Annotated in this window: 24 protein-coding genes and 1 pseudogene; 12 read left to right on the forward strand and 13 right to left on the reverse strand. The window is 42.2% G+C overall.

What is annotated here, in order from left to right:
* Positions 1 to 9: 9 nt before the first annotated feature.
* The 10 genes and pseudogenes from lgt (at position 10) to rplS (ending at position 5,715) form a co-directional block, all read left to right on the forward strand.
* On the forward strand, positions 10 to 897 hold the full coding sequence (gene lgt, locus IKB69_RS07285; protein ID WP_290947865.1) for a prolipoprotein diacylglyceryl transferase: 888 nt from the start codon (positions 10 to 12) through the stop codon (positions 895 to 897).
* A pseudogene (locus tag IKB69_RS07290) lies at positions 878 to 1,156 on the forward strand (SMR family transporter); the annotation flags it as partial. The gene lgt and the pseudogene IKB69_RS07290, both read left to right, overlap by 20 nt.
* A gap of 111 nt (positions 1,157 to 1,267) precedes the next feature.
* Positions 1,268 to 1,636 carry an SMR family transporter gene (locus tag IKB69_RS07295; RefSeq protein WP_290947910.1) on the forward strand — a complete coding sequence of 123 codons (369 nt, stop codon included), beginning with the start codon at positions 1,268 to 1,270 and terminating at the stop codon, positions 1,634 to 1,636.
* A gap of 9 nt (positions 1,637 to 1,645) precedes the next feature.
* Positions 1,646 to 1,966, forward strand: coding sequence for a divalent-cation tolerance protein CutA (cutA, locus tag IKB69_RS07300; protein WP_290947867.1), 321 nt, complete (start codon positions 1,646 to 1,648; stop codon positions 1,964 to 1,966).
* A gap of 57 nt (positions 1,967 to 2,023) precedes the next feature.
* Positions 2,024 to 3,379 (forward strand): signal recognition particle protein, encoded by a 1,356-nt coding sequence (gene ffh / locus IKB69_RS07305; RefSeq protein WP_290947869.1) that lies wholly within the window; start codon positions 2,024 to 2,026, stop codon positions 3,377 to 3,379.
* 77 nt (positions 3,380 to 3,456) lie between these two features.
* Positions 3,457 to 3,690: a 30S ribosomal protein S16 gene (gene rpsP, locus IKB69_RS07310; RefSeq protein ID WP_290947871.1), complete on the forward strand. Its 234-nt coding sequence runs from the start codon at positions 3,457 to 3,459 to the stop codon at positions 3,688 to 3,690.
* Between the two features lie 38 nt (positions 3,691 to 3,728).
* The gene (locus IKB69_RS07315) at positions 3,729 to 3,971 is read left to right on the forward strand and encodes a KH domain-containing protein (RefSeq protein ID WP_290947873.1); all 243 of its coding nucleotides are present in this window, start codon (positions 3,729 to 3,731) and stop codon (positions 3,969 to 3,971) included.
* 2 nt (positions 3,972 to 3,973) lie between these two features.
* On the forward strand, positions 3,974 to 4,633 hold the full coding sequence (gene rimM, locus IKB69_RS07320; RefSeq protein WP_290947875.1) for a ribosome maturation factor RimM: 660 nt from the start codon (positions 3,974 to 3,976) through the stop codon (positions 4,631 to 4,633).
* 4 nt (positions 4,634 to 4,637) lie between these two features.
* Positions 4,638 to 5,369, forward strand: coding sequence for a tRNA (guanosine(37)-N1)-methyltransferase TrmD (gene trmD, locus IKB69_RS07325; protein WP_290947912.1), 732 nt, complete (start codon positions 4,638 to 4,640; stop codon positions 5,367 to 5,369).
* Positions 5,359 to 5,715: a 50S ribosomal protein L19 gene (gene rplS, locus IKB69_RS07330; protein ID WP_290947877.1), complete on the forward strand. Its 357-nt coding sequence runs from the start codon at positions 5,359 to 5,361 to the stop codon at positions 5,713 to 5,715. The genes trmD and rplS overlap by 11 nt, the downstream gene beginning before the upstream one ends.
* A gap of 439 nt (positions 5,716 to 6,154) precedes the next feature.
* Here the strand turns inward: rplS and IKB69_RS07335 are convergent, their stop codons facing one another.
* From IKB69_RS07335 to hisA, 7 genes are all read right to left on the reverse strand, one after another.
* Entirely contained in the window at positions 6,155 to 7,681 is a 1,527-nt protein-coding gene (locus tag IKB69_RS07335) for a 2-isopropylmalate synthase (protein WP_290947879.1), read from the reverse strand.
* A gap of 57 nt (positions 7,682 to 7,738) precedes the next feature.
* Positions 7,739 to 8,476 (reverse strand): CDP-diacylglycerol--serine O-phosphatidyltransferase, encoded by a 738-nt coding sequence (gene pssA, locus IKB69_RS07340; protein WP_290947881.1) that lies wholly within the window; start codon positions 8,474 to 8,476, stop codon positions 7,739 to 7,741.
* Positions 8,473 to 9,075 carry a phosphatidylserine decarboxylase gene (locus tag IKB69_RS07345; protein WP_290947884.1) on the reverse strand — a complete coding sequence of 201 codons (603 nt, stop codon included), beginning with the start codon at positions 9,073 to 9,075 and terminating at the stop codon, positions 8,473 to 8,475. Before IKB69_RS07345 ends, pssA begins: the two co-directional genes overlap by 4 nt.
* A gap of 2 nt (positions 9,076 to 9,077) precedes the next feature.
* A complete protein-coding gene (gene ftsH / locus IKB69_RS07350; RefSeq protein ID WP_290947886.1) occupies positions 9,078 to 10,988 on the reverse strand; it encodes an ATP-dependent zinc metalloprotease FtsH in 1,911 nt (636 codons plus the stop codon).
* Between the two features lie 59 nt (positions 10,989 to 11,047).
* Positions 11,048 to 12,079, reverse strand: coding sequence for a 50S ribosomal protein L11 methyltransferase (prmA, locus tag IKB69_RS07355; RefSeq protein ID WP_290947888.1), 1,032 nt, complete (start codon positions 12,077 to 12,079; stop codon positions 11,048 to 11,050).
* Between the two features lie 71 nt (positions 12,080 to 12,150).
* On the reverse strand, positions 12,151 to 12,525 hold the full coding sequence (locus tag IKB69_RS07360; RefSeq protein ID WP_290947890.1) for a chemotaxis response regulator CheY: 375 nt from the start codon (positions 12,523 to 12,525) through the stop codon (positions 12,151 to 12,153).
* 124 nt (positions 12,526 to 12,649) lie between these two features.
* Positions 12,650 to 13,378: a 1-(5-phosphoribosyl)-5-[(5-phosphoribosylamino)methylideneamino]imidazole-4-carboxamide isomerase gene (hisA, locus tag IKB69_RS07365; RefSeq protein ID WP_363240388.1), complete on the reverse strand. Its 729-nt coding sequence runs from the start codon at positions 13,376 to 13,378 to the stop codon at positions 12,650 to 12,652.
* 100 nt (positions 13,379 to 13,478) lie between these two features.
* Here hisA and IKB69_RS07370 point away from each other — a divergent pair, with 100 nt between their 5' ends.
* Both IKB69_RS07370 and IKB69_RS07375 read left to right on the forward strand, forming a co-directional pair.
* Complete coding sequence (locus IKB69_RS07370) at positions 13,479 to 15,179, forward strand: N-6 DNA methylase (protein ID WP_290947892.1); 1,701 nt, start codon at positions 13,479 to 13,481, stop codon at positions 15,177 to 15,179.
* Positions 15,160 to 15,654 (forward strand): acyltransferase, encoded by a 495-nt coding sequence (locus IKB69_RS07375; protein ID WP_290947894.1) that lies wholly within the window; start codon positions 15,160 to 15,162, stop codon positions 15,652 to 15,654. The genes IKB69_RS07370 and IKB69_RS07375 overlap by 20 nt, the downstream gene beginning before the upstream one ends.
* A 21-nt stretch (positions 15,655 to 15,675) precedes the next feature.
* Here the strand turns inward: IKB69_RS07375 and IKB69_RS07380 are convergent, their stop codons facing one another.
* The 6 genes from IKB69_RS07380 to IKB69_RS07405 all read right to left on the reverse strand — a co-directional run.
* On the reverse strand, positions 15,676 to 16,350 hold the full coding sequence (locus IKB69_RS07380) for a hypothetical protein (protein ID WP_290947896.1): 675 nt from the start codon (positions 16,348 to 16,350) through the stop codon (positions 15,676 to 15,678).
* A 60-nt stretch (positions 16,351 to 16,410) separates the two neighbouring features.
* Entirely contained in the window at positions 16,411 to 17,526 is a 1,116-nt protein-coding gene (locus IKB69_RS07385; RefSeq protein ID WP_290947898.1) for a hypothetical protein, read from the reverse strand.
* An 8-nt stretch (positions 17,527 to 17,534) separates the two neighbouring features.
* On the reverse strand, positions 17,535 to 20,342 hold the full coding sequence (locus tag IKB69_RS07390; RefSeq protein WP_290947900.1) for an MBOAT family O-acyltransferase: 2,808 nt from the start codon (positions 20,340 to 20,342) through the stop codon (positions 17,535 to 17,537).
* A 23-nt stretch (positions 20,343 to 20,365) separates the two neighbouring features.
* The gene (locus tag IKB69_RS07395) at positions 20,366 to 21,796 is read right to left on the reverse strand and encodes a mannose-1-phosphate guanylyltransferase/mannose-6-phosphate isomerase (protein WP_290947902.1); all 1,431 of its coding nucleotides are present in this window, start codon (positions 21,794 to 21,796) and stop codon (positions 20,366 to 20,368) included.
* 81 nt (positions 21,797 to 21,877) lie between these two features.
* A complete protein-coding gene (locus IKB69_RS07400; RefSeq protein ID WP_290947904.1) occupies positions 21,878 to 23,083 on the reverse strand; it encodes a hypothetical protein in 1,206 nt (401 codons plus the stop codon).
* A 64-nt stretch (positions 23,084 to 23,147) separates the two neighbouring features.
* Positions 23,148 to 24,842, reverse strand: a 1,695-nt coding sequence (locus IKB69_RS07405) for a hypothetical protein (RefSeq protein ID WP_290947906.1), incomplete at its 5' end; no start/stop codon positions are given.

The following is a 24,842-nucleotide window of genomic DNA, read 5'->3' on the forward strand; positions in this document are numbered from 1 at the left end:
GGGATATTTATGATAGAGCATTACAGCCTGTGGAACACGATTTATGCACACTTTGATCCTGTGGCATTTAGTATATTTGGCATTAATGTACATTGGTATGGTATTGCATATATGTGTGCGCTAGTGTTCGCGCTTTTTGTTGCACACTTTTTTATCCGCATAAATCCAACGCGCTTCCCTATATCAAAGCAACTTTTAGATAGCTATTTCATCTGGGCAGAAATTGGCGTGATTATAGGGGCTAGGATTGGCTATGTGCTTATTTATGACCCTAATAGATTTTGGTATCTAGCCCATCCTCTAGAGGTTTTTAACCCATTTGATTCTTTTGGGAATTTTGTTGGTATCCGCGGTATGAGCTTTCACGGCGGAGTTATTGGGTTCTTGCTTGTATCATATGTGTTTATCAAAGCTAAGCGCGTAACACTCCTGCCACTTTTAGATCTAGTAGCTATTAGCGTGCCTCTAGCCTATGTTTTTGGGCGTGTAGGAAACTTCTTAAACCACGAGTTATTTGGGCGAGTGGTGAGTGAAAATGACACCTTAGGGCAAAGGGTCGGAATTTTGGTCGATGGTGTGCTACGCTATCCAAGCCAGCTTCTAGAAGCGATCCTTGAAGGTTTGGTGGTATTTATCATCATCATAATAAGCTCGCGCGTAAAGCTCCTTACAAACGCACTTATTGGCGTGTATGGGGTCAGCTATGGGCTTATGCGATTTGTCGCAGAGTATTGGAGAGAGCCTGATCCACAGCTTGGGCTATTTGGCTCTTTGAGTATGGGGCAGATTCTCTCCTTAATAATGATTATCTTAGGGGTTTTAGTCATCATCTATGCTATGAAAAACAACCTACGAAACAATTTGCAAGGAACATACAATGCTTCATCTAAATCCTAAGCTTCTAGCGTGGCTATGGCTACTGATTGCTATCATCACAGAAGTGCTAGGCTCAAGCTTTTTAAAACTCGCGCAGAGTATGAGCTATGGCTTTTTGGTTACAGCCTTTTTCATCTGTGTATCTTACTACTTCATTGGGCTATCCATTAAGCGCATAAGCGTGAGCGTAGCGTATGCGATGTGGGAAGTGCTTGGTGTTCTATGTATTGTTTTAATTGGGATTTGGTATTTTGATGAGAATCTAGCTTTAGTGCAGTATGCTGGGATTGCGTGTGCGATTGCTGGGATTATGCTAATCAACTTTGGCGAGATAGATTCTAGCGAGCACACTACGCCATCTATAAAAGCCCTAGCCATTCTTGCAGCAGGGCTGCTTGGTGTTGTAGCTCTTGCTTGGGCTTGCTCTCTTGTTAATGGCGCGCTATTTGGGTTTTTCTTAGTATGTGCGGCAGCGGTGCTTGATGTAGTGGCAAACCTCCTGCTTAAAGCATCAAATGGCTTCTCTAAGCTAGGCTATGGGCTAGGAGCGGTGGGCGTGGTCATTGGGGCATTTTATCTACTAATGCTCGCACTAGATTCTATGGAGCTTGCAGTGGCGTATTCTAGCTGGGGAGCGATAGGGATTATTGGCACGATTGCTGGAGGTAGAATCTTATTTGGAGAGAGGCTTAATGCCATAGGCTATGTGGGGGTCGTGCTAGTTATCGCAGCAGTTGGGCTTTTGCACGAGATTGTCTAAGGCAATACTATGGATATTTATGTGATTCTCACCACCACAAGTAGCAAAAAGGAGGCAAAGACCATCGCCAAAGCTCTCCTAAAGCGCAACCTCATCGCCTGTGCGCAGTGGAGTAAAATCCAGAGCCTTTATCGCTTTGATGGCAAAATCTGCTGTGATAAAGAATATCTCTTGCGGCTTAAAACCACCAAAAGCGCGCTAGAAGAGACAAGGGCGGTGCTGCTCTCACTCCATAGCTATGAAGTGCCGCAGTATCTCGCCATAGCTGTTGATGAGATCAGCCAAGAGTATTTAGACTTTGTCTATCAAGGCACTGCATCACACGCGTAAAGCAATAGTTTAAGTAGGCTTGTATTACAATAGCTAGAATCTAATGAAGGAGAATTGATGTTTGATACACTTAGTAACTCGCTGCGCGCTATCACGGCTAAAATCCGCTTTAATGATGATGAAAAGGCTCTCGCTCGCGCCCTAGATGAGCTCAAAAAAATCCTACTTAAAAATGATGTTCATCACAAAGTTACCAAATCTCTGCTTGATCAAATCGCTTTACAAACAAGAGAAAAGGGCATAGGCAAGCAAAGCTTCTTAGATGCTCTGCAAGCTGCATTGCTACACATTTTAACCACAAGCGGACATTACGGCTTTACCTACGCACCAAAACCCCCTACAATCGTGCTTATGTGTGGCTTGCAAGGTAGCGGGAAAACAACTACTTCTGCCAAGCTTGCCAACTACCTAAAAACGCGTAACAAAAAGGTATTGCTTGTAGCCTGTGATTTAGCAAGGCTAGCAGCAGTTAAACAACTCCAAGTGCTAGGAGAGCAAATCGAGATAGAAGTCTTTAGTCCAGATTCTATGTCAAACCCAGCAGAATCTAGCCCAATAGCAGTGGCACAAGCAGCCAAAAAGCGTGCAGAGCAAGGAGACTTTGATGTGATGATTGTGGATTCTGCTGGGCGATTAGCAATTGATGAAGCACTAATGAGTGAGCTACAAGATTTACGCAAGATCTTAGAGCCTAATGAGATCTTTTATGTAGCAGACTCCCTTAGTGGGCAAGATGGTATTAGAAGTGCGCAGAGTTTCCACGAGCTTGTGGGACTTAGTGGGGTGATTCTCACTAAGTTTGATAGCGACTCTAAAGGTGGCATCGCGCTTAATATTGCTTATCAGCTACAAATCCCGCTACGATTTATTGGTAATGGTGAGAAAATCCCTGATCTTGACATTTTTATCCCCGATCGCATTGTCTCACGACTTATGGGAGCTGGAGATATAGTATCGCTTGCAGAAAAAACTGCCACAATCATTGATGAAAAAGAAGCAAAATCCATTAGCAAAAAACTTAAAAAGGGACAATTTGGCTTTGAAGACTTCCTAGCGCAAATAGAAAATGTCAAAAAGCTTGGCTCAATGAGTTCGCTTGTATCGATGATTCCGGGGCTTTCTCAAGTAGCTGGACAACTTAAAAATGTGGATTTGGATAATTCTAAAGAGCTAAAAAATATCCGTGCGATGGTAGATTCTATGACGAAAAAGGAGCGAGAGAATCCAAACTTACTTAATGGCTCAAGGCGCAAGAGAATAGCACAGGGAGCTGGACTTGAAGTAGCTGATATTAATCGCATTATCAAGCAGTTTGATATGGCATCAAAAATGGCAAAGAAACTTAGCCAAAAAGGTAGTATGCAGGATTTTATGAGCTTAATGGAGCAAATGAAAGGCAATATAAGGCGTTAGAACACAGCCTATTTAAGGGTAAAAATATATTTTTTGTGTATAATCCCGCAATTCACTTGATAATCTAAGGAGAAAATATGGCAACTGTGATACGACTAACTCGCATGGGTCGAAAGAAAAAGCCATTTTATCGTGTAGTGGTTACAGACTCTCGCAAGAGACGCGATGGAGGCTGGATAGAATCCATTGGTTACTATAATCCGCTAACCCAACCTGCAATAATTAAGATTAATACCGATCGACTCGCTTATTGGAGAGGTGTGGGAGCAAAAATGAGCGAGCGTGTAGAGAAGCTCGCAAGTGGAAAATAGTCAAGTAAGCGTTACAACTTCTCAAAGGCTTGGGACTTATGGTTGAGAAATTTTTAGAGACTTATGTGAAAAAGATTGTTGCATTCCCAGAGAAGGTCTCTATACAATCTACTCAAGAAGATGGTGTGCGACTCTTAGATGTGTTCGTCGCACTTGATGATATGGGGCGAGTCATTGGCAAAGATGGCAAAATGATCGTCTCTTTAAAAACTTTTGTCTCTGGCTGTAAGGCAAAAGATGGGATGACCTACAAAATCACCGTGCATCCATGTCGGACATAGTTATGGATACCACCACTCCCTATGACAGTATAGCCAAATCTCCCAAAACACACACGCAGCAACTCTCTCAAGACGAAAGCTACATAGCTCAAAGCTATACAATTGAAGTAGGCAAGCTTGGTAGAACAGTGGGGCTTAAAGGTACACTAATTTTCCATCTTATGAGCGATTTCGCGGAGTTTATCCAAGCTGGTACAACGCTTGCAGCACACAAGCCTAGTCGCCTACTTATCGTAGAGTCTATCGCTAAAAGACACGGCAGTATGCTTCTCACCTTTGAAGGTGTAAATTCTAGAGAGAAAGCACAAGAACTTGTCAATGCGAGGCTTTTCACCAGCGAGCAAGAAACCCGCACGAAATGCCTACTCAAAAAAGATGAGTTTTTCTACTTTGATATTATTGGGTTGGAAGTGATTGAAGAAGGTGAAGTGCTAGGCAAAGTAATTGATATAGAGCGCATTGGCACTACAGATTATTTGCTTATCGAGCAAAATAGTCAAACACAAGCCACAATCCCATCAAGCCCAAGCAAAACTACAAAAAAGAAGTCCAAGGTATTTTATATCCCCTACATTGATACTTATGTGCTTACTATCACACTTGCTAGCCCTACGCAAAGTGGTGGAGTTTTCACACAGAATGCCAAATTACTCTATGGGTAATGCAATGACCTTTAGTTTCATCACGCTTTTTCCCGCGCTTATTGAAGGCTACTTTCAAGACTCCATTTTAAAAGTCGCTAGGGAAAAAGGTTTAATCACCACACATACGATCCAGCTACGCGAATTTGCGCTTGATTCTTACAAAAGTGTCGATGCTCCGCAAATTGGCGGAGGAGCTGGGCAAGTACTTTTGCCCAATGTGCTAGAAAAAGCAATCAAGCACGCTACTAGCCAGCATACACAAGAAGCGGAGTCCAAAAACCCCCACATTATATTTCTCACTCCTTGCGCTAAGCATTTTACCCAAAGCGATGCAGTCCGTCTAACCACAAAGGAGCATATTATCTTTGTGTGTGGTCGGTATGAGGGAATTGATGAGCGAGTGATTGAAGCGTGGGCAGACGAAGTATTTTGCATTGGAGATTTTATCTTAACAGGCGGAGAGCTTGCTGCGCTATGCCTATGTGATAGCATTGCGCGCCAGATTCCACAAGTGCTGGGCAATGCCAACTCGCTTCAAGGCGAGAGCTTTGAAGACTCCTTACTTGAAGCACCAGTCTTTGCGCGCACAAACGAAAAATTCGAGGATTTTACTCCCATTTCAGAGTATTCAAAGGGAAACCACAATAAAATAGCCCTTTTGAAAAACCATCTAGCTCTGTGCAAGACACGCTATTTTAGACCAGATTTATTCGAGCGATGGAAAACTACACAAAGGGTGCGCAATGAAAAATAGATATATAGAAAGCTTTGAAAAAGCTCAGATCAAGGACAAACAAGTACCTAGCTTCAAGGCTGGCGATACTATTAAGCTAGGAATTCGCATCGTAGAAGGAGATAAGACTAGAATCCAAAATTTTGAGGGTGTGTGCATTTGCATTCGTGGTAATAATGTGGGCAAGACCTTTACTGTGCGCAAGATCGGCGCAAATAATGTCGGCGTGGAAAAAACTTTCCCACTTTATAGCGAGAGTCTTGAGAGTATTAGTGTGCTTCGCGTAGGGCGCGTGAGAAGAGCTAGGCTCTACTATCTGCGTGATCGCAAAGGTAAAGCAGCTAGAATCAAAGAAGATAGAAGCTAAACTCTACGCGCTTTGGTACTATGTGCCAAAACTTTAAAACACACAGAATTTCAGGCATTTTGCCAAAAATCTTTGACATACTACTATCAATATTGTCTAATCCAGCCCATACTAAAATTGCAAAGAGTTGGTGCTGATGTATTCTACTATTTGATCATTACGAAATAGTCCGCATTTGCTAAGCTAAGATTGAGCCTTTTTATTGCGCAGGCAGATGAAAGAAAGATCGCAAAAATTCTGTGAAGAAATCTTGCAAGATACAGTAGATACCAACAAAGGCTTTATCCCACACTTTGCTAGATGGGAAATTATAGGTTGCGCAGGCGTAGTACTACAGGATTTTGTCTCCTTGTGCAGATATATCCATTTTTCGTAACAAGGGTATTGCAAGCACGCCTATCAATCAGCCAAAAATATCTAAAGTGTCACCCATATGGAATCACTTCTTCATCAATTCTCGCATAGATAAATAACTATTGAGTGCAGAAATATAGGCTTTTGCCGTGGCGCTCATTGTATCTACATCAATTCCGTGTCCAATAACTGCGCGATTTGCCTGTGCAAACTCCACTTTGACAACGACTTTTGCCAAAGCATCTTTACCGCTTGTAACGGACTCCACTTTATAGTCCTTAAGTGTACCCACTATCCCGCTAACTCTATCAACACTCTTCAACACAGAATCTACCACACCATTACCAAGTGCAGAATCACTTAGCTCTATCCCATCACGCACAACACTTACTGCAGCGCAATATTTAGCATTGGAGCAGGCACTTACTTGCACAAGCGAGAGTGTGAAAACTTGTGGGATATGTGTAGTCTCTTCTCCTATAATTGCACGAATATCATCATCAAACACTTCTTTTTTACTATCGCACAAATGCTTAAAGCGCGTAAATGCTGCTTGTAGCTCCTCATCATTAAGACTAAAGCCAAGATCGACAATCTTGTCCTTAAATGCCGCGCGCCCAGAATGCTTACCGAGCACAAGGCTGGTAGATTCCACCATACCAATATCGCTTGGCTTGATGATTTCATAAGTCTCTCTATGTTTTAGTATCCCATCTTGATGTATACCACTCTCGTGAGCAAATGCATTTTTCCCAACAATTGCCTTATTTGGCTGTGGGCAAATCCCTGTAATATCAGTTACGAGCTTGCTTGTGGGGTAGATTTCTTTTGTATTAATATGCGTATTCACATTAAAAAGCTCTTTGCGTGTTTTGATAATCATCACAAGCTCTTCTAAGGCAGTGTTACCTGCGCGCTCACCAAGCCCATTTATCGTGCATTCCACTTGCCTAACCCCAGAGTCAATGGCTGCTATGGAATTTGCCACAGCCAAGCCTAAATCATTATGACAGTGCATAGAGAGCATTGCAGAATCTTTAACAAAACTATGCACCTGAGCGACAAACGCCCCAATCTCTGCAGGCAAACGATAGCCAACAGTGTCAGGGAGATTAATCGTGCTAGCACCTGCTTCAATCACAGCTGGAATAATCTCACGCAAAAACCCCATATCGCTACGCAACGCATCTTCACAGCTAAATTCCACATCATCGCACAGAGTCTTAGCATACTGCACCGCCTCAATCGCCTTTTTCATCACAGCTTCTGGAGAGAGCTTGAGCTTGTGTTGCATATGGATAGGACTTGTAGCGATAAAAGTATGGATTCTGCGTCTTTTAGCCTGTTGTGTGGCTTTTGCCGCTTGCTCGATATCACTAGGGATAGCGCGTGCAAGCGAGCAAACAATAGCATGCTCTAAGACTTCAGCAATTCTACAAATTGCTTCAAAATCACCCTTACTCGAAGCTGCAAAACCTGCCTCAATTACATCAACCCCAAGCTTTTCAAGTTGCAAGGCTATTTTTACCTTCTCTTCCATATTCATAGAAGCACCTGGGCTTTGCTCCCCATCTCGTAATGTTGTATCAAAAATCATAATATCATTTACCATACTATCCCTCTATATGCCAAAATAAGATTCTAGTACCAAAAACACGAAAAACAGAATCTACACTCGCTTTATCATCATTCTACATAGCAAAAAGCACCATCGCCCAATCCCATACACCACATACGCACTAATCAGCACGCACAATACTTCTACATAAAACTTAGAACTAATGATAGCTGCGATGACAATAAGCATTATGACAAAAATTTTTAGATTCCACACGATTTTTTTAAAACTAGGATAGCGAATATTACTCACCATAAGAATACTTACAATAAATGCAATAATCAAAAGTACATAGCCATAGTGTGGTGCTAAAAACCCATAACGCAAATCAACCAGAATCCATAGCACCACAATCACGGCAGCCGATGGTATAGGCAGTCCAATGAAAGTATTCGGCTCAGCATTTGAAGTCGTTACATTAAATCGTGCCAAGCGGATTGCGCCAAAAATCACAAAAAGTGCGCACACAAACACACGATACAAACCATACATACCATCAAACCCATAATTTGCCCCTGTTGTTGGTAAATAGTAATACACAAGCATAGCGGGGGCGACACCAAATGCCACAATGTCAGCCAAAGAATCAAATTCCACACCAAATTTACTTGAAGTATTGGTAAGCCGAGCAATTCTCCCATCTAGCCCATCAAAAATCATCGATAGCACTATAAGCCAAGCTGCTTGCTCAAACAAGGAGTTAGATGCAAGCATAATGCTCACAATCCCAAAAAATATGCTCCCTGCAGTAAAAAAATTTGGTAGAGCATATAGAGGATTGATATTCATTTGATATATCCCAAAACATTCACCCCACCTTTAAGCTTATCGCCAATATGTGCGCGAATCTCCACAGAATCCGGAAGCTCCAAAACCAATGTGCCAACTTTCATAAAGCCTATTCTCTCGCCTAAGTAATAGGCAATTGGAGCATAGAATCTAGTGTGTTTAAACACCTTAGGATATAGCCATATCGAACAAGAAATCTTGCCGACAATATCCGCACGCATCACTTCATTTAACTCCTTTTGCAATGGAGAAAAATACGCCACAAGTCCAAACTTTTTCTCAAGCGTGATAGTCTCAATCTCTTGGGGAGCGCGCACAAGTCCAACATCAAAAAATGACACTTTTATACTAATGCGCGCAGTATCTTGCCTATGCTCAATATTGCTAATAACCCCATCAATAGGTGCTAGCACAATATCATCACCCCTATCAATAGGTGTTCGCTCTGGATTCCTAAAAGCCCAAAGCCAAGCGAGTAGTAGCACAACACCAAGTAAAAACCCTAAAGAAAAATCAAACACACGACAAAGCGCAATCCATACAATAAACCACATAATACCAAGAAAAGACTCTCTCGTGATGATTTGGATACTATTCATCTCTACACCTCCTCTTCTTGCTCCTTAACGATGCGCGATGGCATATTGTTTTCCTGCTCATATGCCTCGATGATCTCGCGCACCTTATCACCATCAATTACTTCTTTATCAAACAGCTCTTTCACCATAGATTCTATAGCACCATCATATTCTTGCAAGAGTTGTTTTACAGCCTTAAATCGCTCATCAAGAGTCCTACGCACAAATACATCTACATATTCCGCTGTTTTCTCACTAAACTCCCTAGCATTCCCCATTCCCCCACCTAAAAACGCGTTGCGCTGCTTCTCTAGCACCATCAGTCCGTTTTCATCAGTCATACCATAGTAACTAATCATCGCCTTAAGTATGTCAGTGGCACGCTCCAAGTCATTGCTCGCTCCAGTAGAAATCTCACCCAAGAAAGCATCTTCAGCTGCCCTACCCCCAAGTAATACATCAACTTCTGCAAGTAGCTCGTGCTTTTGCATAAGGTATTTATTTTCTTCTGGGGTATTAAGCGTATAGCCAAGTGCTGCCATACCACGCGGTACAATGGAAACTTTATTGACTTTAGATGCACCTTTTGTCATCTCAGCTACTAGTGCGTGTCCGCTCTCGTGATAAGCGACAATCTTTTTCTCTTTAGGAGAAATTCTGCGAGATTTCTTCTCTAATCCAGCGATCCCACGCTCAACGGCTTCTTTAAGATTTACTTGAGATACTTGCTTTTGATTATTGCGCCCTGCAAGTAAAGCTGCTTCGTTGATAATATTTGCCAAATCCGCTCCAGCAAGCCCAGCTGTAAGCTTGGCTATCTCCTCTAAATCGACATCACGCGCAAGCTTGACAGATTTAATATGTACCTTAAGAATCTGCACACGCCCATTGAAGTCCGGCTTATCTACAAGCACTTGCCGATCAAATCTCCCCGGACGCAACAAAGCTGGATCTAGTACCTCAGGGCGGTTTGTCGCAGCAAGCACAATCACAGGAGCATTTTCACTGCCAAAACCATCCATCTCTGCTAAAAGCTGGTTAAGAGTCTGCTCTCTTTCATCATTACCACTTATCATACCACCAGCAGCGCGAGACTTTCCTATGGCATCAATTTCATCAATAAAGATAATGCTAGGGGCTTCTTTTTTCGCCATTTCAAACAAGTCGCGCACGCGACTCGCACCAAGCCCTACAAACATCTCTATAAAGCTACTTCCACTCATAGAAAAAAACGGCACATTTGCTTCTCCAGCCACAGCTTTGGCAAGGAGAGTTTTCCCCGTGCCCGGAGGTCCTACAAGTAGTACGCCTTTAGGGATTTTAGCGCCCACAGCAGCGTAACGATCAGGGTATTTGAGAAAATCTACAATTTCTACAACCTCTTCTTTAGCCTCTTCATTCCCCGCCATATCATCAAACTTGACCTTAGGCTTTTCGGCATTAACAAGCTTCTTGCTACTCCCCATACCAAAGATACCTCCGCCCATACTCTTTTGCATTCTACTCGCGAGAAACATCCACAAACCCAAAAATACAAAAATAGGCAGTAACCAGCCAAGCGTCTCGGTAAAGAAATTGGATTCACTAAAACCACCATAGCTGATTTTATGCTCTTCTAGCAACGGCACAAGTGAAGGATCAGTGACTTTGCGTGCGACATACACGACCTTTGCACCACTTGCATCAATCCCACTTGCCTTGATGATTGTCTGCCCAATGCTGACATTTTGCACTTGCTTAGTCGCAATGAGCTGTTTTAGCTCATAATACTCAATATTTCTGCTAGCACTTGTGCCAAAGCCACCCAAGCTAGAATCTGCACTTGTAAACTTCACCACAAGCATAGCCACAATCGCAAATACCACAAAAAGCAAGATGGGGTTTTGCTTCATTGGCGGTTTTTTATCGTTGTTCGGATTATCATTTTGTGCCATTTCTTCCTCTTTTGTATAACTGCTTAGATCCTTACATTATAATATATTTTGCATAATGTTTATGTTACCAATGCAAACTTCAGGCTCACCCACTCATCTCTATGCTCTTTTTGTAAAAGTTGCATATCACCAAAAATCTCTAAAATCCATTCGCATTTTTCTTCAAGAATCCCAGAGAGAATCAGCACGCCACTAGGTTTTAAAGCAGCAATAAAATCATTATGCATACATGCAAGTACATCAGCTACAATATTCGCGCAAATCACATCATAAGAATGTTGCACGCTAGACTCTAGTAACATATCTGCCAAAGAGCCTTGCTCAACTCTACGCGCATACACAGCATTTTTCTCAAAATTTTTGCGTGTTTCTTCCACAGCTAGCATATCCACATCACACGCATCAACAACGCCACCTTGCTTTGCCATAATAATACCTAAAATCCCGCTTCCACAGCCCACATCAAGACAACACTTACCGGCAAGATCCATAGCAGACAACAATGATATACACATAAAAGTGCTTGCGTGATGTCCAGATCCAAATGCCAAAGCTGGATCAATCGCGATATTTTCTCTCCCGGCTTTGGGTAAATGCCACGATGGGTGAATATAATATCTACCACACTCTAACGGAGCAATGCCAGCTTGATAGAGCGCGATCCAGTCCTGATTAGACTTATATTCCACCGCATAAACAAACCCAACCTCACGCCCGAGTCGCTGCGACACCACGCAAGCGAAGGATTCTAGAGCCTGCACAAGTGTCTTATCGCTAAGCTCGTCATCTATCCATACAGATTCCGCACATGTATAATCACACAAAGGCGTAAGACTAGGGTCATACGAAGAGCGGATCACAAGAGCTTGGAGCGGTAAAGTTCGCGGTGTTATAAGCATAGATTTTATATCATCTTGTGGGACATTATAGAATCTAAATGCGGACAAATCAGCCAGCGTGCCAATGACTATCTCTTCAAGTGCTTCGCCTGTAATCTGCGCAATAAAATCTGCGAAAACCTCACAACAATCTGTTGGGATACATACCATCTCCGCATAGGTATTGGAGCTAGTGCTGATGTGTTGTGACATAAGAAAGCTTTAGAATAGGAGTTCTAGTGAGACAATAGCGCAAGATAAGTCAACAGATCAAAAGTGCTGGGCTAGTCATTAACCCCAAGCACAACTTCAAGCTTTTCTTTCAAAACTTGCGGTGTAAATGGCTTAACGATATAGTTATTCACGCCAGCTTTAAGTGCGGTTATCACTTCAGTCTTCCCACCCTCAGTAGTTACCATAATGATAGGGATCTCCTTGTAGCGATCATCAGCGCGCACCTTTTTTACCAAATCAAGCCCATTCATCTCTGGCATATTCCAATCTGTGATCAGCACACCAATTCCCTCTTTTGTATCCATAATCTCCCACGCTTCTACCCCGTGCTCAGCTTCTAAAATATCTTCATACCCCAAACGCTGCAAAGTGTTTTTAATGATTCTGCGCATAGTAGAACTATCATCAACAACTAATAATTTCAAAGCAACTCCTTATATGGATCATCGAGAAATCTCCGCAATTACTAATGCCTTGCAAAGATCCCACAGAGATAATTCAATGGATAGTAATAATTTGGAATCATAGCATAAAACTATAAAATTTATCTCATTTTCTTTGTGCTTGTATAAAAGCTTTTGGCAAATCGATTCTTTTTTCATACAGCGCCTTGCCAATAATCACACCGCCTTGCAGATTGTGCGCAATAAAAGCTTGCGAGAGAGAGGCTATATCTTGTGCATCTTTAAGTCCTCCACTTGCGATGACAGGTAGCCCGCTTGCCATCCCCATAGCCACGCTAAAATCCACATTGATCCCACTAAGCGCACCATCTCGCCCAATATCTGTACAAATAAGTGCCTGCACCTTGCTACTCTGATAGAATCTAGCTAGATCCAGCGCATCTATACTACTAGATTCTACCCAGCCGTTGGTGGCGACCTTGCCATTTATCGCATCAATCCCCACTGCTATTGGGTATTTCTCCGCAAGCGATCTAGTGAGTTCGGGTGAGTTCGCAGCCAGAGAGCCCAAGATTAATCGATCAATCCCTAAGTCAAGATAGCGTCTAATGCTATTCTCATCTCTAATCCCTCCGCCTAGCTGAAGTGAAAGCTTTGTGTTTTTACGAATAGATTCTATGGCAGACAAATTCTCACTTTTACCACTTAATGCCCCATCAAGATCGACTATATGCACCCATTTTGCCCCATCTTGCTCAAATCTTATAGCAAACTCACACGGATCGCCATAGGTTGTAACACTCTGCATATCGCCCTTATACAATCGCACAGCTTGCCCATTCTGCAAGTCAATCGCCGGGAAAATCTCCAACATAAGCACCCCTTTATTAGATATCGTTAAAACGGTTTTACAAATTATAGTCTTTATATTACAATGTCTTGCCTTATTTCACTAGTATCTCTTAGGAGTTCCTATGCAGAATCTGCTCAAGTGCTTTGAGTATCTCAAATCTTACCATATCGATATGCTTGATGCCATAGCAGTGATGATGGAGTTATTTTTCTTGCAATCTAAGCAACCAGAGAAGCTCGAGCAAATACTAAAGCTCCAAAAACCCAAAGCATACGAGGCATTGGCACAGGAATTACGCACACTCATTGAGCCAGAGCTACTTATAGAGCCAAACCCCAAAATCAATCCACACAAGATTCTAAAACTCCTAGCCACCACCAAGCTATCACACAGCACTATAGAGCAGTTTCTCCATATCATCACGCAGAAAAAAACTGCCAATAAGCTCTACTTCTACTCCACACCTTATGAGATTAATCAGCTTTTGGTGGGCATTTTGGATATGCAAGCAGGAGAGAGTATCTACAACCCTTGCTATGGTATGGGGAGCGTGTTTCTAAGTCTTGCCTATACTGCGGAGTCTATCACACTCTATGGCGAAGAGCTTGATCCTAAGCTCTCACTTATTGCACGCATTGTTGCCAAGCTTAGTGCGCTAGAATCTAGCCAACTCTATGTCAATGACATCTTAGCGCACCCAATTTTCACACAGAATTCTGGCTACAAAAAGTTTGATAAAATCCTGTGTAACCCCCCTTTAAACGCGCACCTAGGTACAGAACTTCTCAAAGATGATGAGCGATTTAGCACTGCTGGTAGCTTGATCAAAACTTATCCTGAGCTAGTGTTTTTACTCCATTCACTCGCGCATCTTGGGGAAAGAGGTGTATTTATCGTACGCAATCAAACCCTGATGAAATCTTCTTTAGAAAAACGATTGCGCGATAAATTATGCGAAGATGAGATGATAGAAGCCATCATCGAGCTACCTAAAAACATCTTCCCTCACCAAAGCCACGATTTTTCCCTGCTTGTGATCTCACATCACAATAAGCAGATTTTACATATTGATGCAAGCAGTGAGCATTTCTACGCCAAAGATGGCAAGTATAATCGCCTAATCAATATCCAAGAGATCTTACATCTCTACCGCACCAAATCACAAAGCCCCTACTCAAGCCTAACACCAATTATGTCCATAAACTCTCAAGATTTACGCGCACACAGCTATGTCAAAGAGCGCACCATCCCAGCAAAATCCACAGCCCATACGCTTAGAGATCTTGGCATAGAAATCTTCCGTGGACAGCGGACCTATGGCACACAAAAAGATGAGGCGATAGAATTTTTTGACATAGGAATTGCTGATTTTGCGCCTTGTGGCTACACAGAGAGCTTTCAAACCAAAAAACAGCGTGGCAATAAGGACAAAATCAACAAATACCAAATTCGCTCTTATGATATTTTACTCTCAATTCGCGGTATTACCCCAAAGCTTACAATCTTAGGAAAAATCACGCATAAAAGTGTCGTCAATGCCGGGATTATTGTGCTACGCGCTCCTAGCAAAACCATAGCGCAAGGCTTATACTGCTACTTGTTTTCGCAGCAAGGAGAACAAGCCTTGGCACATTTGTATAAAACAGGTGCTGATGGCACGATCCACACACAACATCTAGCCAACCTACTTATCCCAAGCACCTATGCACACAATGCCCAAGCCATCCTGCAAGAGCTTAATACCCTGCGCGACCAGCTCCACACAATCCATACAGCAATCCACTCCATCAAGGCACACCTTTATGACCCAGCAAGCCGATAAGCAAGATATAACTATCAAGCACTCTTGTATCCGCGACATCACGCATGGCGAGAATCTCTGCGTGATTGCACCTACAAATCTCTATGAATGCACTCTTGGCAACAATGTATTTATCGGTCCATTTGTCGAAATCCAAAGCGATGTATCCATAGGTAGCCATTGTAGAATCCAAAGCCATAGCTTCATCTGCTCACTCACACGCATTGATGATCACTGCTTTATAGGGCATGGAGTAATGTTTATCAACGATACCTTTACTAATGGCACACCGACGGCGCATAAAAGTCAATGGAGGGGTGCGCATATAGGCAAAAATGTCAGCATAGGGAGTAATGCAACGATTTTGCCCGTTAGCATCTGTAATAATGTCGTAATTGGTGCAGGAGCAGTTGTGACAAAAGATATTACAGAGCCAGGATTCTACGCGGGCAATCCTGCAAGAAAGCTACGCGATCTTCCTAAGCCTAGAATCTAGTTAATACAAAATCTATAAGAGCTAAAATTTAAACCCATACTCTAGCGATACTATCCCAGTAGGGCTAAAGTGCGATGCCCTGCGTGCTGGCAAAAAGCGGTAGATAAGATTAATGCGACTATGCTTGCCTACCATTGCTGTCAATCCTGCTTGCATAAAGATCTCTCCAGCCTTTTTCATACTACTCCAGCGATTATAATCCTTTTGGTCATAGTAGAGATAGGCATCAGCCCCAATCCCCACAATACCGCCCAAAAAGACATTATGCTCCTTAGAAACAGAAAACTCTGCGATCGCATCAATCCCCAAAGAAAGCATAGTAAGCACACCAGAGTGCTTACCAAATCCCATATCAAAACCAAAAAATCCGCGCACACCCACATAGCGATTAAAAAAGCTCATCGTGCCTGCGCGTATCCCAAATGACGGAATAGAGATAAGATCATCATAAGGGCTAGCAATGTTGTTATTGATACTAATACCCCCATCACCCTTAGCACCACTAAGCAAACTCACGCTCACACCTAGCCCGATATATTTCCCGCTTTTTTGGCGACTTATGGCAGTACGCTCCGCTACTGCCTGACAGAGATCATCACAAACTACTTGGCTAGATAGCAACTCGCTCGCTGCAAATGCCCGCACAATGCCAACAAACAAAAATACTATGCCAGATATGCCTTGATAAGCACGCATTATTAAAGCTGCCTTGTAGTAAAATGCGCGGATTCTAGCACAAGATGACTTAAGCGCAAGCTACTTGGCTAAATCCTGTAGCATAGTAATAAATGGCAAGACATCATAATCGCGAATATTTTGCTCCATTTGCCAAAGGTAGCTAGAAACATTGACTTTGTCGATAATATGCGTGCGCTCTCTCAAGGCTTGGATAAAGATTCTATTCATATCGATATTATAATGTGTTGGATCCATATAGTTTGCAATTTGCGCAGTATAACTTAAATCATCAAAGCCATATATACTAGCATTTGGTAGCTCAGCAATCTCTTGGGTGAGATAGGTGATAGACTCTTGCCATTTAGCGAGCTTATCGCTCCCGTGTATCCGCCAATGTAGGCGCGAATATGGGGGGATGATGAGAGAGAAATGTGTATCTGGATGCTCCCTAATAAAAGACAAAAGGTAAGTTTGCAAATAGATTCTAGTAGCTCTTGCATCAGTGCTAGACATATTATCAAGCTTGGAAAAAGGTGCGTAATCAAAGCTCCTTAGACTCTCCATCATCGATTGCACCCTATCATTTTCGTGCGCTATCCAATTATCAAACCCACCAAAGAGATCTGTTATCCCACTTTCATCGACCAATGCCCAAGGCAGAAGCATATTAAGATCCTTTACCCCTGTGCAGATTTTCGCGCTAGAAAAAGTAAGCGCACAGAAAAGAAACTTGTTATTCATATAAATCTTTATATCATTATAGGGATTTTCATCATAGAGATAGTCAAAGGAGTCTGTCTTGCTATGACTTGGTGATATGAGAGAAAACTCATCTAAGGAATACACTATATGCTTGGGTTGCTTATGTTCTAGCAAATAGCGTAAAATCACCGCTCTTGTATCAAATGAGCTTCCTGCCATAGAGATATTTACCCACGCTCCACCTAAATTTTGCTCCATCTCGCTTGCTAGGATGTTTTGCAGCATAGATGAACCTAGAATATAGTGCGTGAAGTCATAGTGCTTGATAATACCCTTATTCTGCACTCTAGTATCATCAGTGAAGGCATTTTCACGGAAATATGGCTTATGGTAGAGTTGCAAAGGATCATAGATATAAAGTAGCCCCACAATCGTCGTGCTATAAGCCACCACCCACGCAATCACCCATAGCACAAATGCTTTATATGCCATCACAACTCCTAAAAATTAAAGTATAAAAATGCACTATAATCATTGCCACCGATATAGCACAGAGAAATGCTCAGCAAAATGGCGCAAAAAGTGGCGCTATAAACTCTTAATCGCAAATTGCTAGCGATTTCACAGCTATTGCGCAAAAATAGCGTAATCACAAAGCCAGCGGCTAAAAAAATCACCATAAAAATGGAGCTCTCAAACTTCACGACATTTGCAATCCACATCACACCAAATTCCACCCCCCACTCACTCAAAGCCCCAAATTTAGACTCTAAACTCTTTGGTAGCACCACCTCTCCACAAAACATCCCCTGTAATAAATTTATCGCCCCCTGCACATTCTCCGCCCTAAAAAACACCCAAGCAATATTGATAAAATTAAAAGTAAGAATCCAGCAAAGCAGGATATAGATTCTAGTTTGCATAAATCGCACATAAAGACTTGCAGAATCTAGCTTTTTATACATAAGCATATAGATTCTATGCACCATCATTGCCATCCCGTGCAAACTCCCCCATATCACAAAGCCCCACCCAGACCCGTGCCATACTCCGCTTAAAAACGCCACGATAAAAAGATTTCTTAAGGTGAGTAGATTGTTGAGTAGTGATTCTCTATAAGAGTGTGGTTGCTTAGATTCTAGTTTTGATGATTGTTTGCTCAAAGAGGCAACGCGTTTAATATTTTGATTACCCCCTAATGGGATATAAAGATACTCTTTTAAAAACCTCCCCAAAGTGATATGCCATCTTCTCCAAAATGTAGCAATATTTAATGCCTTATAAGGTGAGTTAAAATTGATAGGTAAAACAATGCCAAATAATAATCCCAATCCTATTGCCATATCGCAATATCCGCTAAAGTCAAAATAGAGCTGAAAGGTATAACTTAAGCTCACTGCCCAAGATTCTAAACAATTTAAAACAGCTCCATTTTCTACCGCACTAAACCCAGTATTTGCCCATTTAGCAAAGCTATCAGCAATGACTACTTTTTTAAATAATCCTATGGAGAAGATAAATAAGCCTTTAGCGATATACTCCCAGTTTATGATATGGAGCGATTCAGCTTTTTTGGTGGATTCGGCTTTGCGTGATAAATCGGCGATTCTGCGCGATTGTCTGCGGTCATTACCATCTAGGCAACTCCCTTGCCAATCGCTTGAAAGCCCCGATTTCTCATCGCAAAACAAGGGATACCGCTCGGCGATAGCCGATGTTTCTTTAGAAATCCTAGAATCATTTGTTGGCTTATTCTTTGTTTGGGATTCTAGGATTGTAGATGAGAAAGCAGGGTTGCGTAGGCTTTTGCGCGGAGATAAGACTTGAGCGTCTATCGCACAAGCAAAAGACAAGCTCCCTGCTTTATCGCTACAAGCCGAATCCCTCCTGCTCATCTTATAAAATTGTGGCATCATCTCTCTATGATGCACAATAGGTCCAGCAATGAGTTGAGGGAAGAAGGTGATAAATAAGCAATAATCTAAGAAATTGATATGTATGCTTTCTTGTATTGGCTTTTGAGATTCTGCGTTAGCAGAATCTAATCCATTAGGCACGCCAAAGGCACACCGATTCTCGCCCGCTTCGTGGTGTTCGAAAGCGGATTGATGATAGGCAGTAGTGCCCATCGCCGCTTGAGTACTAGAAGTGGAAATAGCGAGGCTCTCCCCTTGATTGTAAAAAAGAAAAGCGGTCGCTTTGCGCTTTTGGGCTAAGGGGAGTGGGGATAGGATAAACATTTTTTCTTTTGCGGTGGTTGTAGATAAAGTAGCTTGTGTTAGAGAATGCTGGCTTTGAGATTCTCGATGGTTTTCTACATTAGATTCTAATCTTTGAGTTTCTTCCCTCACTTTACTTTGTTTATAACAATCTACTAAAAACGCAATTTGCTGAAAGGTTACAAATGATAAGGCTAAGGGCAAAAGAATATGAGGCAAAGGGATAGTGAAGTCTAAATGTAAAAGCTTGCTAAAAAGATTAAAGTTTTCTAAGAAAAAGTCAGTATATTTAAAGACACCAAGTAGGCAGAGATTAAAGATAATACCAAGGGTTAGGAGTGTTTTAGCAGAGAGCTTTTGTGTTGTAAGCGATTCAGCTTGGCTTGGTTCCGGCGTTGGCTTTTTGCGATAAAGCAGGGAGTTTGTGTCTCCCTGCGGAGATAGACCACAAGTCTTATCTCCTTGCTCACCACTGCACAACTCTGCTTTCTCATCAAAAATCCTGCCGCCTACGAGCTGGCTACAAAACACATTTTCTGTATTTTTCTCTACAATCTTAGAATCGCCTGTAATCTGCTTAGATTCTATGGCTTGTGTGGATTCTAGTGCAACTTGCTCGCGGTGGGATTTACTAAAGAAACTGCGGCTGCGCCTTGTTTTGGGCTTTTCACTCTCTGCTTGGGATTCTAGGCTTGTAGATGAGAAAGGCTTGCTTTGCGAACGCTCACAAGGGCGCATACTTGGCGTATGTAACTGCAGCGAGCGTGAAGCAATCAAGCCTTTATCGCTACAAGCCGAATCCTTACAGGATTCCCCCCCCCCCCCGTTACAATCTATTATTTGCTTTGCAAAGCTTCTTATAATACCTTGAGCTAAAAAATAATTAATAACAATAGAGCCAAGTAATATGGGCAGATATATAAGCTTCCAATACGCATAGAAAAATAAGCTTGATAGAACTAAAAAGATTTTAGCAAGATTCATATATGTAGCAGAACCTTTTTTAACATTCAACGCCTTAAGGATATGAAACCCAGCCCACACAATAGGTAAAAAGCAAAAGATAAAGAGATAGGAGTTAAAGAGCATTGGAGTCCTTTGAGGCGAGTGATTTAGCTGCGAGCATAGTCATCTGCTAGGCGCACTATGTCATCTTCGCCAAGGTATTCGCCCATCTGCACTTCTATGACTACAAGGGGGATTTTGCCAGGGTTTTCTAGCCTGTGGGACTGCCCCATAGGAATATAGGTGGATTGGTTGGTTTGTAGAAATATCTCTTTCTCTCCTATTTGCACAAGCGCACTACCATTTACTATGATCCAATGCTCGTTACGATGAAAGTGCTTCTGTAAGCTTAGGCGGGATTTTGGCTTGACAATGATTTGCTTGATTTTATAAAAGCTAGATTCTAGGAGGATTGTGTAGCTCCCCCACGGACGATATGTCGTGCGGTGTGTGCGCGCAAGCTCCGGGTAAGTCTCGCGCAAAAGTGGTAGTACTTCTTTGATACGCGCAGATTCTCCCATTTTGCTAACAAGCAAGCAATCATCACTATCAACAATGATCATATCCTCTATCCCCACGCCTACAACAGGACGAGATGATAGGATAAAGTTGTTGCTTGAATCTTTAGCGATGAAGTGAGTATTTGTAGCGTTGCTATGCTCATCACTTGGATATTCTTCGCGCAAGGATTCAAAGCTCCCAACATCGCTCCAATGCAACTGACTTGTGATACAAGCGATATTATCTGCCTTTTCCATTAGAGCATAGTCGATACTCTCTTCTCGAAGCTTTTCGCTTAGCTCTCTATCTAAACGCAGGCATTCTTGCTCATCGATACGCTGGCTTTGACTTTGGATAAAGATCTCTTCACAAAGAGTATAGATGTCATTGGCGTGGCGTTTAAGTCCATCAAGTAGCACGCTGGCTTTGAAGCAAAACATACCGCTATTCCAAAAATACTCCCCAGAATCCACATACCCCTGTGCGACTTTAGATTCTGGCTTTTCATAAAAGCCTAGGACCTTTTGCGTAAGCTTATCGACTCGTATGTAGCCATAGCCAGTGTGTGGGCTTGTAGGAGTTATGCCAAAAGTTACGATTTGATTATTTGCCGCGTGGACTAGAGCCTGCTCTATGCAGGACTTATAATTATCCTTAGCGATTAGATGATCGCTTGGCAGTGCTAGGATAATCTCATCGTTTCCATAGTGCTTTTGCGTATGCAAGGCAGCTATAGCTAAGGCTGGGGCAGTGTTTTTCCCATAGGATTCTAAGATATAGTGGTCAATTTGTACACCTAAATCTTGGGCTTGATCTTTAGCGAGAAAGTAGAGTGATTCATTGGTGATTATTTGGAGCTTTATAGTAGTGCCCGCTATCTGTCCTAATGCGATATTGCGCGCTAGCGTCTCTTGAAAAAGAGAGGTGGAATACTTGGCGGTCTTTGGAAGAATGTGGGCAAACTGCTTGGGCAAAAGCTCTCTAGAGAGTGGAAAAAGCCTTGTGCCAGAGCCACCGCATAAAATACTAATAACCATAACTCTACTCCAAAAAATAACGCGAATTATAGCAAAGGTTTGTAGGAAAAAGCAGGGCTCAAAGCTTAAGCCCTTGCAGATTTAGTAAGAGAATTTAGCAAATACTTTTAGTGCATTGTCGCTGAAGTTTGAGCTACTACCTGTGATGTTGTTTTTGATATAAGCATAGCCTGCACCAAGGTCAAGCCCCATATTTCTCTGCTGCCACACATGGAAGTTAGACATAATAGAATACTCTTGGTATGTCCCAAACGCTGCCATCGCATCAAGTCGCACCCATTTGAAGTCAAATCCGCCAAAAACATAGCCGTAAAATGAACCATTAGCAAAATATGGCGCGATATTACTAGCATTTGAGCCAGCAAAGCTTCTGCCATAGAATTTAGAAGAATCACTAAGCGCATAAATATAGCTTTGCGGTCCACCTAGCACACCCACAATACCTGCACCAAAGAGAAACTGCTTCTTATAGCGGAAAGACTGATCCCCCCACACAAGCCCAGAAATAGAATCGTTTGGACGATCCCAGTATTGGAACATTCCTTGCAGTACTGTTGTCCCTTCTAAGCCCTTAAAATCAAAGGCATAGCCAGCTTTCAAACCACCTTGTAAAAGTAGCTTATTGTCCATACCAGCTTGACTATGGAAAAGCGCAAAAGGCTTAAGCAAAAAGCCCTTATAAGTAAAATCCACACCTGCAGCGACTAGCTCGCCTTTACCAAAGAGAGAGTTTTTGCTTGTACCATTCATATAGGCAGTTAGACTTGAAAGATCAGCTGCGATTCTATCGCCTTGTAGGTAGTTGTGCTGCTTACTATTGTAGAGATAAGAGTTTGCATAAGTAAGCCAATAGATCATTTTATCTTCATAGGTTGTAAAGCGCAGTGAAAGCCCTTGCACATTGCCTTGTATCCAATCAAACTTCATAAAGTCGTTTTTAAATCGCCCGGCATAGAAAGAAATTAGGCGGTTTTTATACCCGATGTAGGCTTCTGACGCATCACCAGCACTTCCATAAGGCTGTGCCTTGCTCTCACTATCATAGGGTGTCCAAGCACCAATTGCCCCAAGCCCCCAACGAAAGCCATTTGTCAGTGAGAAATCTGCTCCGGCATTTGCCAGCACACCAGCAAAATGCTCACTACTACCGCCAAAATCAATTGAGCCTAGTGAGCCCAACCTACCATAAGTGCTCACATTAATATCCACCGCATTTGCAGCACTAAAAGCTAATAGCGATCCAAGTGCCGCGCTACCAAATCCTTTAAAACCTACGCAAGTCTTCATTGTAAGTCCTTTTTGTTAAAATTAAGTGGGAATTGTAGCTAAAATTTTCTTAAAGTAATCGCCACTAATTTTGCGGTAGCTCATAGACATAGAAATGCACGGGTAGATTCCAAATATTGCCAGAAAAGACAAGAATACTAGAGTCTTTTACTAGCGCATATTTCATCAATGTTTTTAAACCCACAAAGCCTAGATTAAGCCCAGAATCTGCGTGGTATATGCGCTTATAGGTAGAATCTAAATGCGCGATATAATCACTATTGACAAAATTGCTACTATAAGGTGTTAGGATTAGGTATTGCGCAGTTTTAGATTCTATCGTGCTAGAATCTAAGCCACCAGAATCCTGCTCGCTAGACTTGCGCAATGGATTATATCTATCTCTATCTGGGATAATACTTGCTTGCACCCCAGAGAATCTAAGCCACTGCTCAAAGCTATAGCACACTTCGCCTTTTTCTATCAATGAGCAATCTACACCATCGAGCTTTATAGTAATGGGCTGATTTTGACTAGAAAAAAATGCTAGGCTAGATTGGAGATTCTGCCCAGAAGCTTTGTAGTGGGCAATTGTATGAGCAGAGTAAAAAAGTGAGTTACTCACAAAAATACCCACACACAACACAATAGCCACCACAAAAACCTTGCACATAAAGCCGCGCAAATGCGTCCATAAAGCAGGGATAGTACTTAATGCCACAAGCCCAAAGATATAACCCGGAAGCGGATAATGCGCACTAGAAATGTTAAGCACCAAATACGCACCGATAAATGCCATACACGCACAAAGACTAGAATCTAAAATAGGGATAAATAGTACGCTTTTAGGGCTTACTTTATAAGTGCGCACAACCACAAACACACGATAGAAAAACAGCAAAGGCACAAGTACAAACAAAAACGGCTCATTCATAATGTAGGTGAAGAGATTTTTAACAAATACGATAAGTGGATTATGCAATGTGTCGCCATATCTGCCAGAAGTCGTTTTCTGCGCGATGACAAAGATATAGTAAGCAAGCACCCACACTACACAAGCACACAATAGCAATACATCAAAGACTACAAGCTTACGATTTGGCAAGGCATAATGATTAGCATAACGCTTGTTGGTAAAAGTTAGTAGCAAGTGCATAAAGGCAAATCCGCCAATTAATATGAAACAAGTTTCTTTATAAAAGCAAGCAATCATCGCGCTAAGTGCGCCTATAATGAGCACAATCACACTTAGTGCGCCCCTATTGTTTGCGACAAATGCGTAGCTTGCAAGCATAATGCTTAGGAACACAAACTCCATTCTCTCAGGCACAAAAAGCCGAAACCACGAGCCGCAAAATGCTGGAGTAAGGATAAACAATGCAGTCAATATATAGGCAGTTGTTTTAGGGTTTTTGGTATGTGGGGCAATGATGGGCAGCAATGTGGCTAGAGCATAGCTAAGGCACAATCCCACCACTAGCACACACAATGCGTTAAAACCATAAAACACAGAGGCAGAAGCACCAAAGATCGCGCTTAAGACATTGAGATCCTGCCCATTTAATGGGAAAAATCTGCCAATTTCTGGGATAATATGGTGAGTTAGCGGGATATTTTGCCCGATGAGTAGATACTTTGTAAGCGTGTGGTCATCAATAACCGCCAACGCACTACCATAAGATACAATAAAAGCATAGCAGCATAAAAAAGCAAAAAAGACAAAAAAGCTAGCAAGAGATGAAGGAGATGAGACAAGGCTAGATTCTAGCTTCCCCCCCCC

It is taken from the genome of Helicobacter sp. (assembly GCF_017502485.1).
Classification (GTDB): Bacteria; Campylobacterota; Campylobacteria; order Campylobacterales; family Helicobacteraceae; genus Helicobacter_B.

What these genes read in the sequence shown, in the direction of transcription:
- lgt (WP_290947865.1), top strand. Translation starts at nt 10, where the DNA reads ATGATAGAGCATTACAGCCTGTGGAACACGATTTATGCACACTTTGAT.
- cutA (WP_290947867.1), top strand. Translation starts at nt 1,646, where the DNA reads ATGGATATTTATGTGATTCTCACCACCACAAGTAGCAAAAAGGAGGCA.
- ffh (WP_290947869.1), top strand. Translation starts at nt 2,024, where the DNA reads ATGTTTGATACACTTAGTAACTCGCTGCGCGCTATCACGGCTAAAATC.
- rpsP (WP_290947871.1), top strand. Translation starts at nt 3,457, where the DNA reads ATGGCAACTGTGATACGACTAACTCGCATGGGTCGAAAGAAAAAGCCA.
- IKB69_RS07315 (WP_290947873.1), top strand. Translation starts at nt 3,729, where the DNA reads ATGGTTGAGAAATTTTTAGAGACTTATGTGAAAAAGATTGTTGCATTC.
- rimM (WP_290947875.1), top strand. Translation starts at nt 3,974, where the DNA reads ATGGATACCACCACTCCCTATGACAGTATAGCCAAATCTCCCAAAACA.
- trmD (WP_290947912.1), top strand. Translation starts at nt 4,638, where the DNA reads ATGACCTTTAGTTTCATCACGCTTTTTCCCGCGCTTATTGAAGGCTAC.
- rplS (WP_290947877.1), top strand. Translation starts at nt 5,359, where the DNA reads ATGAAAAATAGATATATAGAAAGCTTTGAAAAAGCTCAGATCAAGGAC.
- IKB69_RS07335 (WP_290947879.1), bottom strand. Translation starts at nt 7,681, where the DNA reads ATGGTAAATGATATTATGATTTTTGATACAACATTACGAGATGGGGAG.
- pssA (WP_290947881.1), bottom strand. Translation starts at nt 8,476, where the DNA reads ATGAATATCAATCCTCTATATGCTCTACCAAATTTTTTTACTGCAGGG.
- IKB69_RS07345 (WP_290947884.1), bottom strand. Translation starts at nt 9,075, where the DNA reads ATGAATAGTATCCAAATCATCACGAGAGAGTCTTTTCTTGGTATTATG.
- ftsH (WP_290947886.1), bottom strand. Translation starts at nt 10,988, where the DNA reads ATGGCACAAAATGATAATCCGAACAACGATAAAAAACCGCCAATGAAG.
- prmA (WP_290947888.1), bottom strand. Translation starts at nt 12,079, where the DNA reads ATGTCACAACACATCAGCACTAGCTCCAATACCTATGCGGAGATGGTA.
- hisA (WP_363240388.1), bottom strand. Translation starts at nt 13,378, where the DNA reads ATGTTGGAGATTTTCCCGGCGATTGACTTGCAGAATGGGCAAGCTGTG.
- IKB69_RS07370 (WP_290947892.1), top strand. Translation starts at nt 13,479, where the DNA reads ATGCAGAATCTGCTCAAGTGCTTTGAGTATCTCAAATCTTACCATATC.
- IKB69_RS07375 (WP_290947894.1), top strand. Translation starts at nt 15,160, where the DNA reads ATGACCCAGCAAGCCGATAAGCAAGATATAACTATCAAGCACTCTTGT.
- IKB69_RS07380 (WP_290947896.1), bottom strand. Translation starts at nt 16,350, where the DNA reads ATGCGTGCTTATCAAGGCATATCTGGCATAGTATTTTTGTTTGTTGGC.
- IKB69_RS07385 (WP_290947898.1), bottom strand. Translation starts at nt 17,526, where the DNA reads ATGGCATATAAAGCATTTGTGCTATGGGTGATTGCGTGGGTGGTGGCT.
- IKB69_RS07390 (WP_290947900.1), bottom strand. Translation starts at nt 20,342, where the DNA reads ATGCTCTTTAACTCCTATCTCTTTATCTTTTGCTTTTTACCTATTGTG.
- IKB69_RS07395 (WP_290947902.1), bottom strand. Translation starts at nt 21,796, where the DNA reads ATGGTTATTAGTATTTTATGCGGTGGCTCTGGCACAAGGCTTTTTCCA.
- IKB69_RS07400 (WP_290947904.1), bottom strand. Translation starts at nt 23,083, where the DNA reads ATGAAGACTTGCGTAGGTTTTAAAGGATTTGGTAGCGCGGCACTTGGA.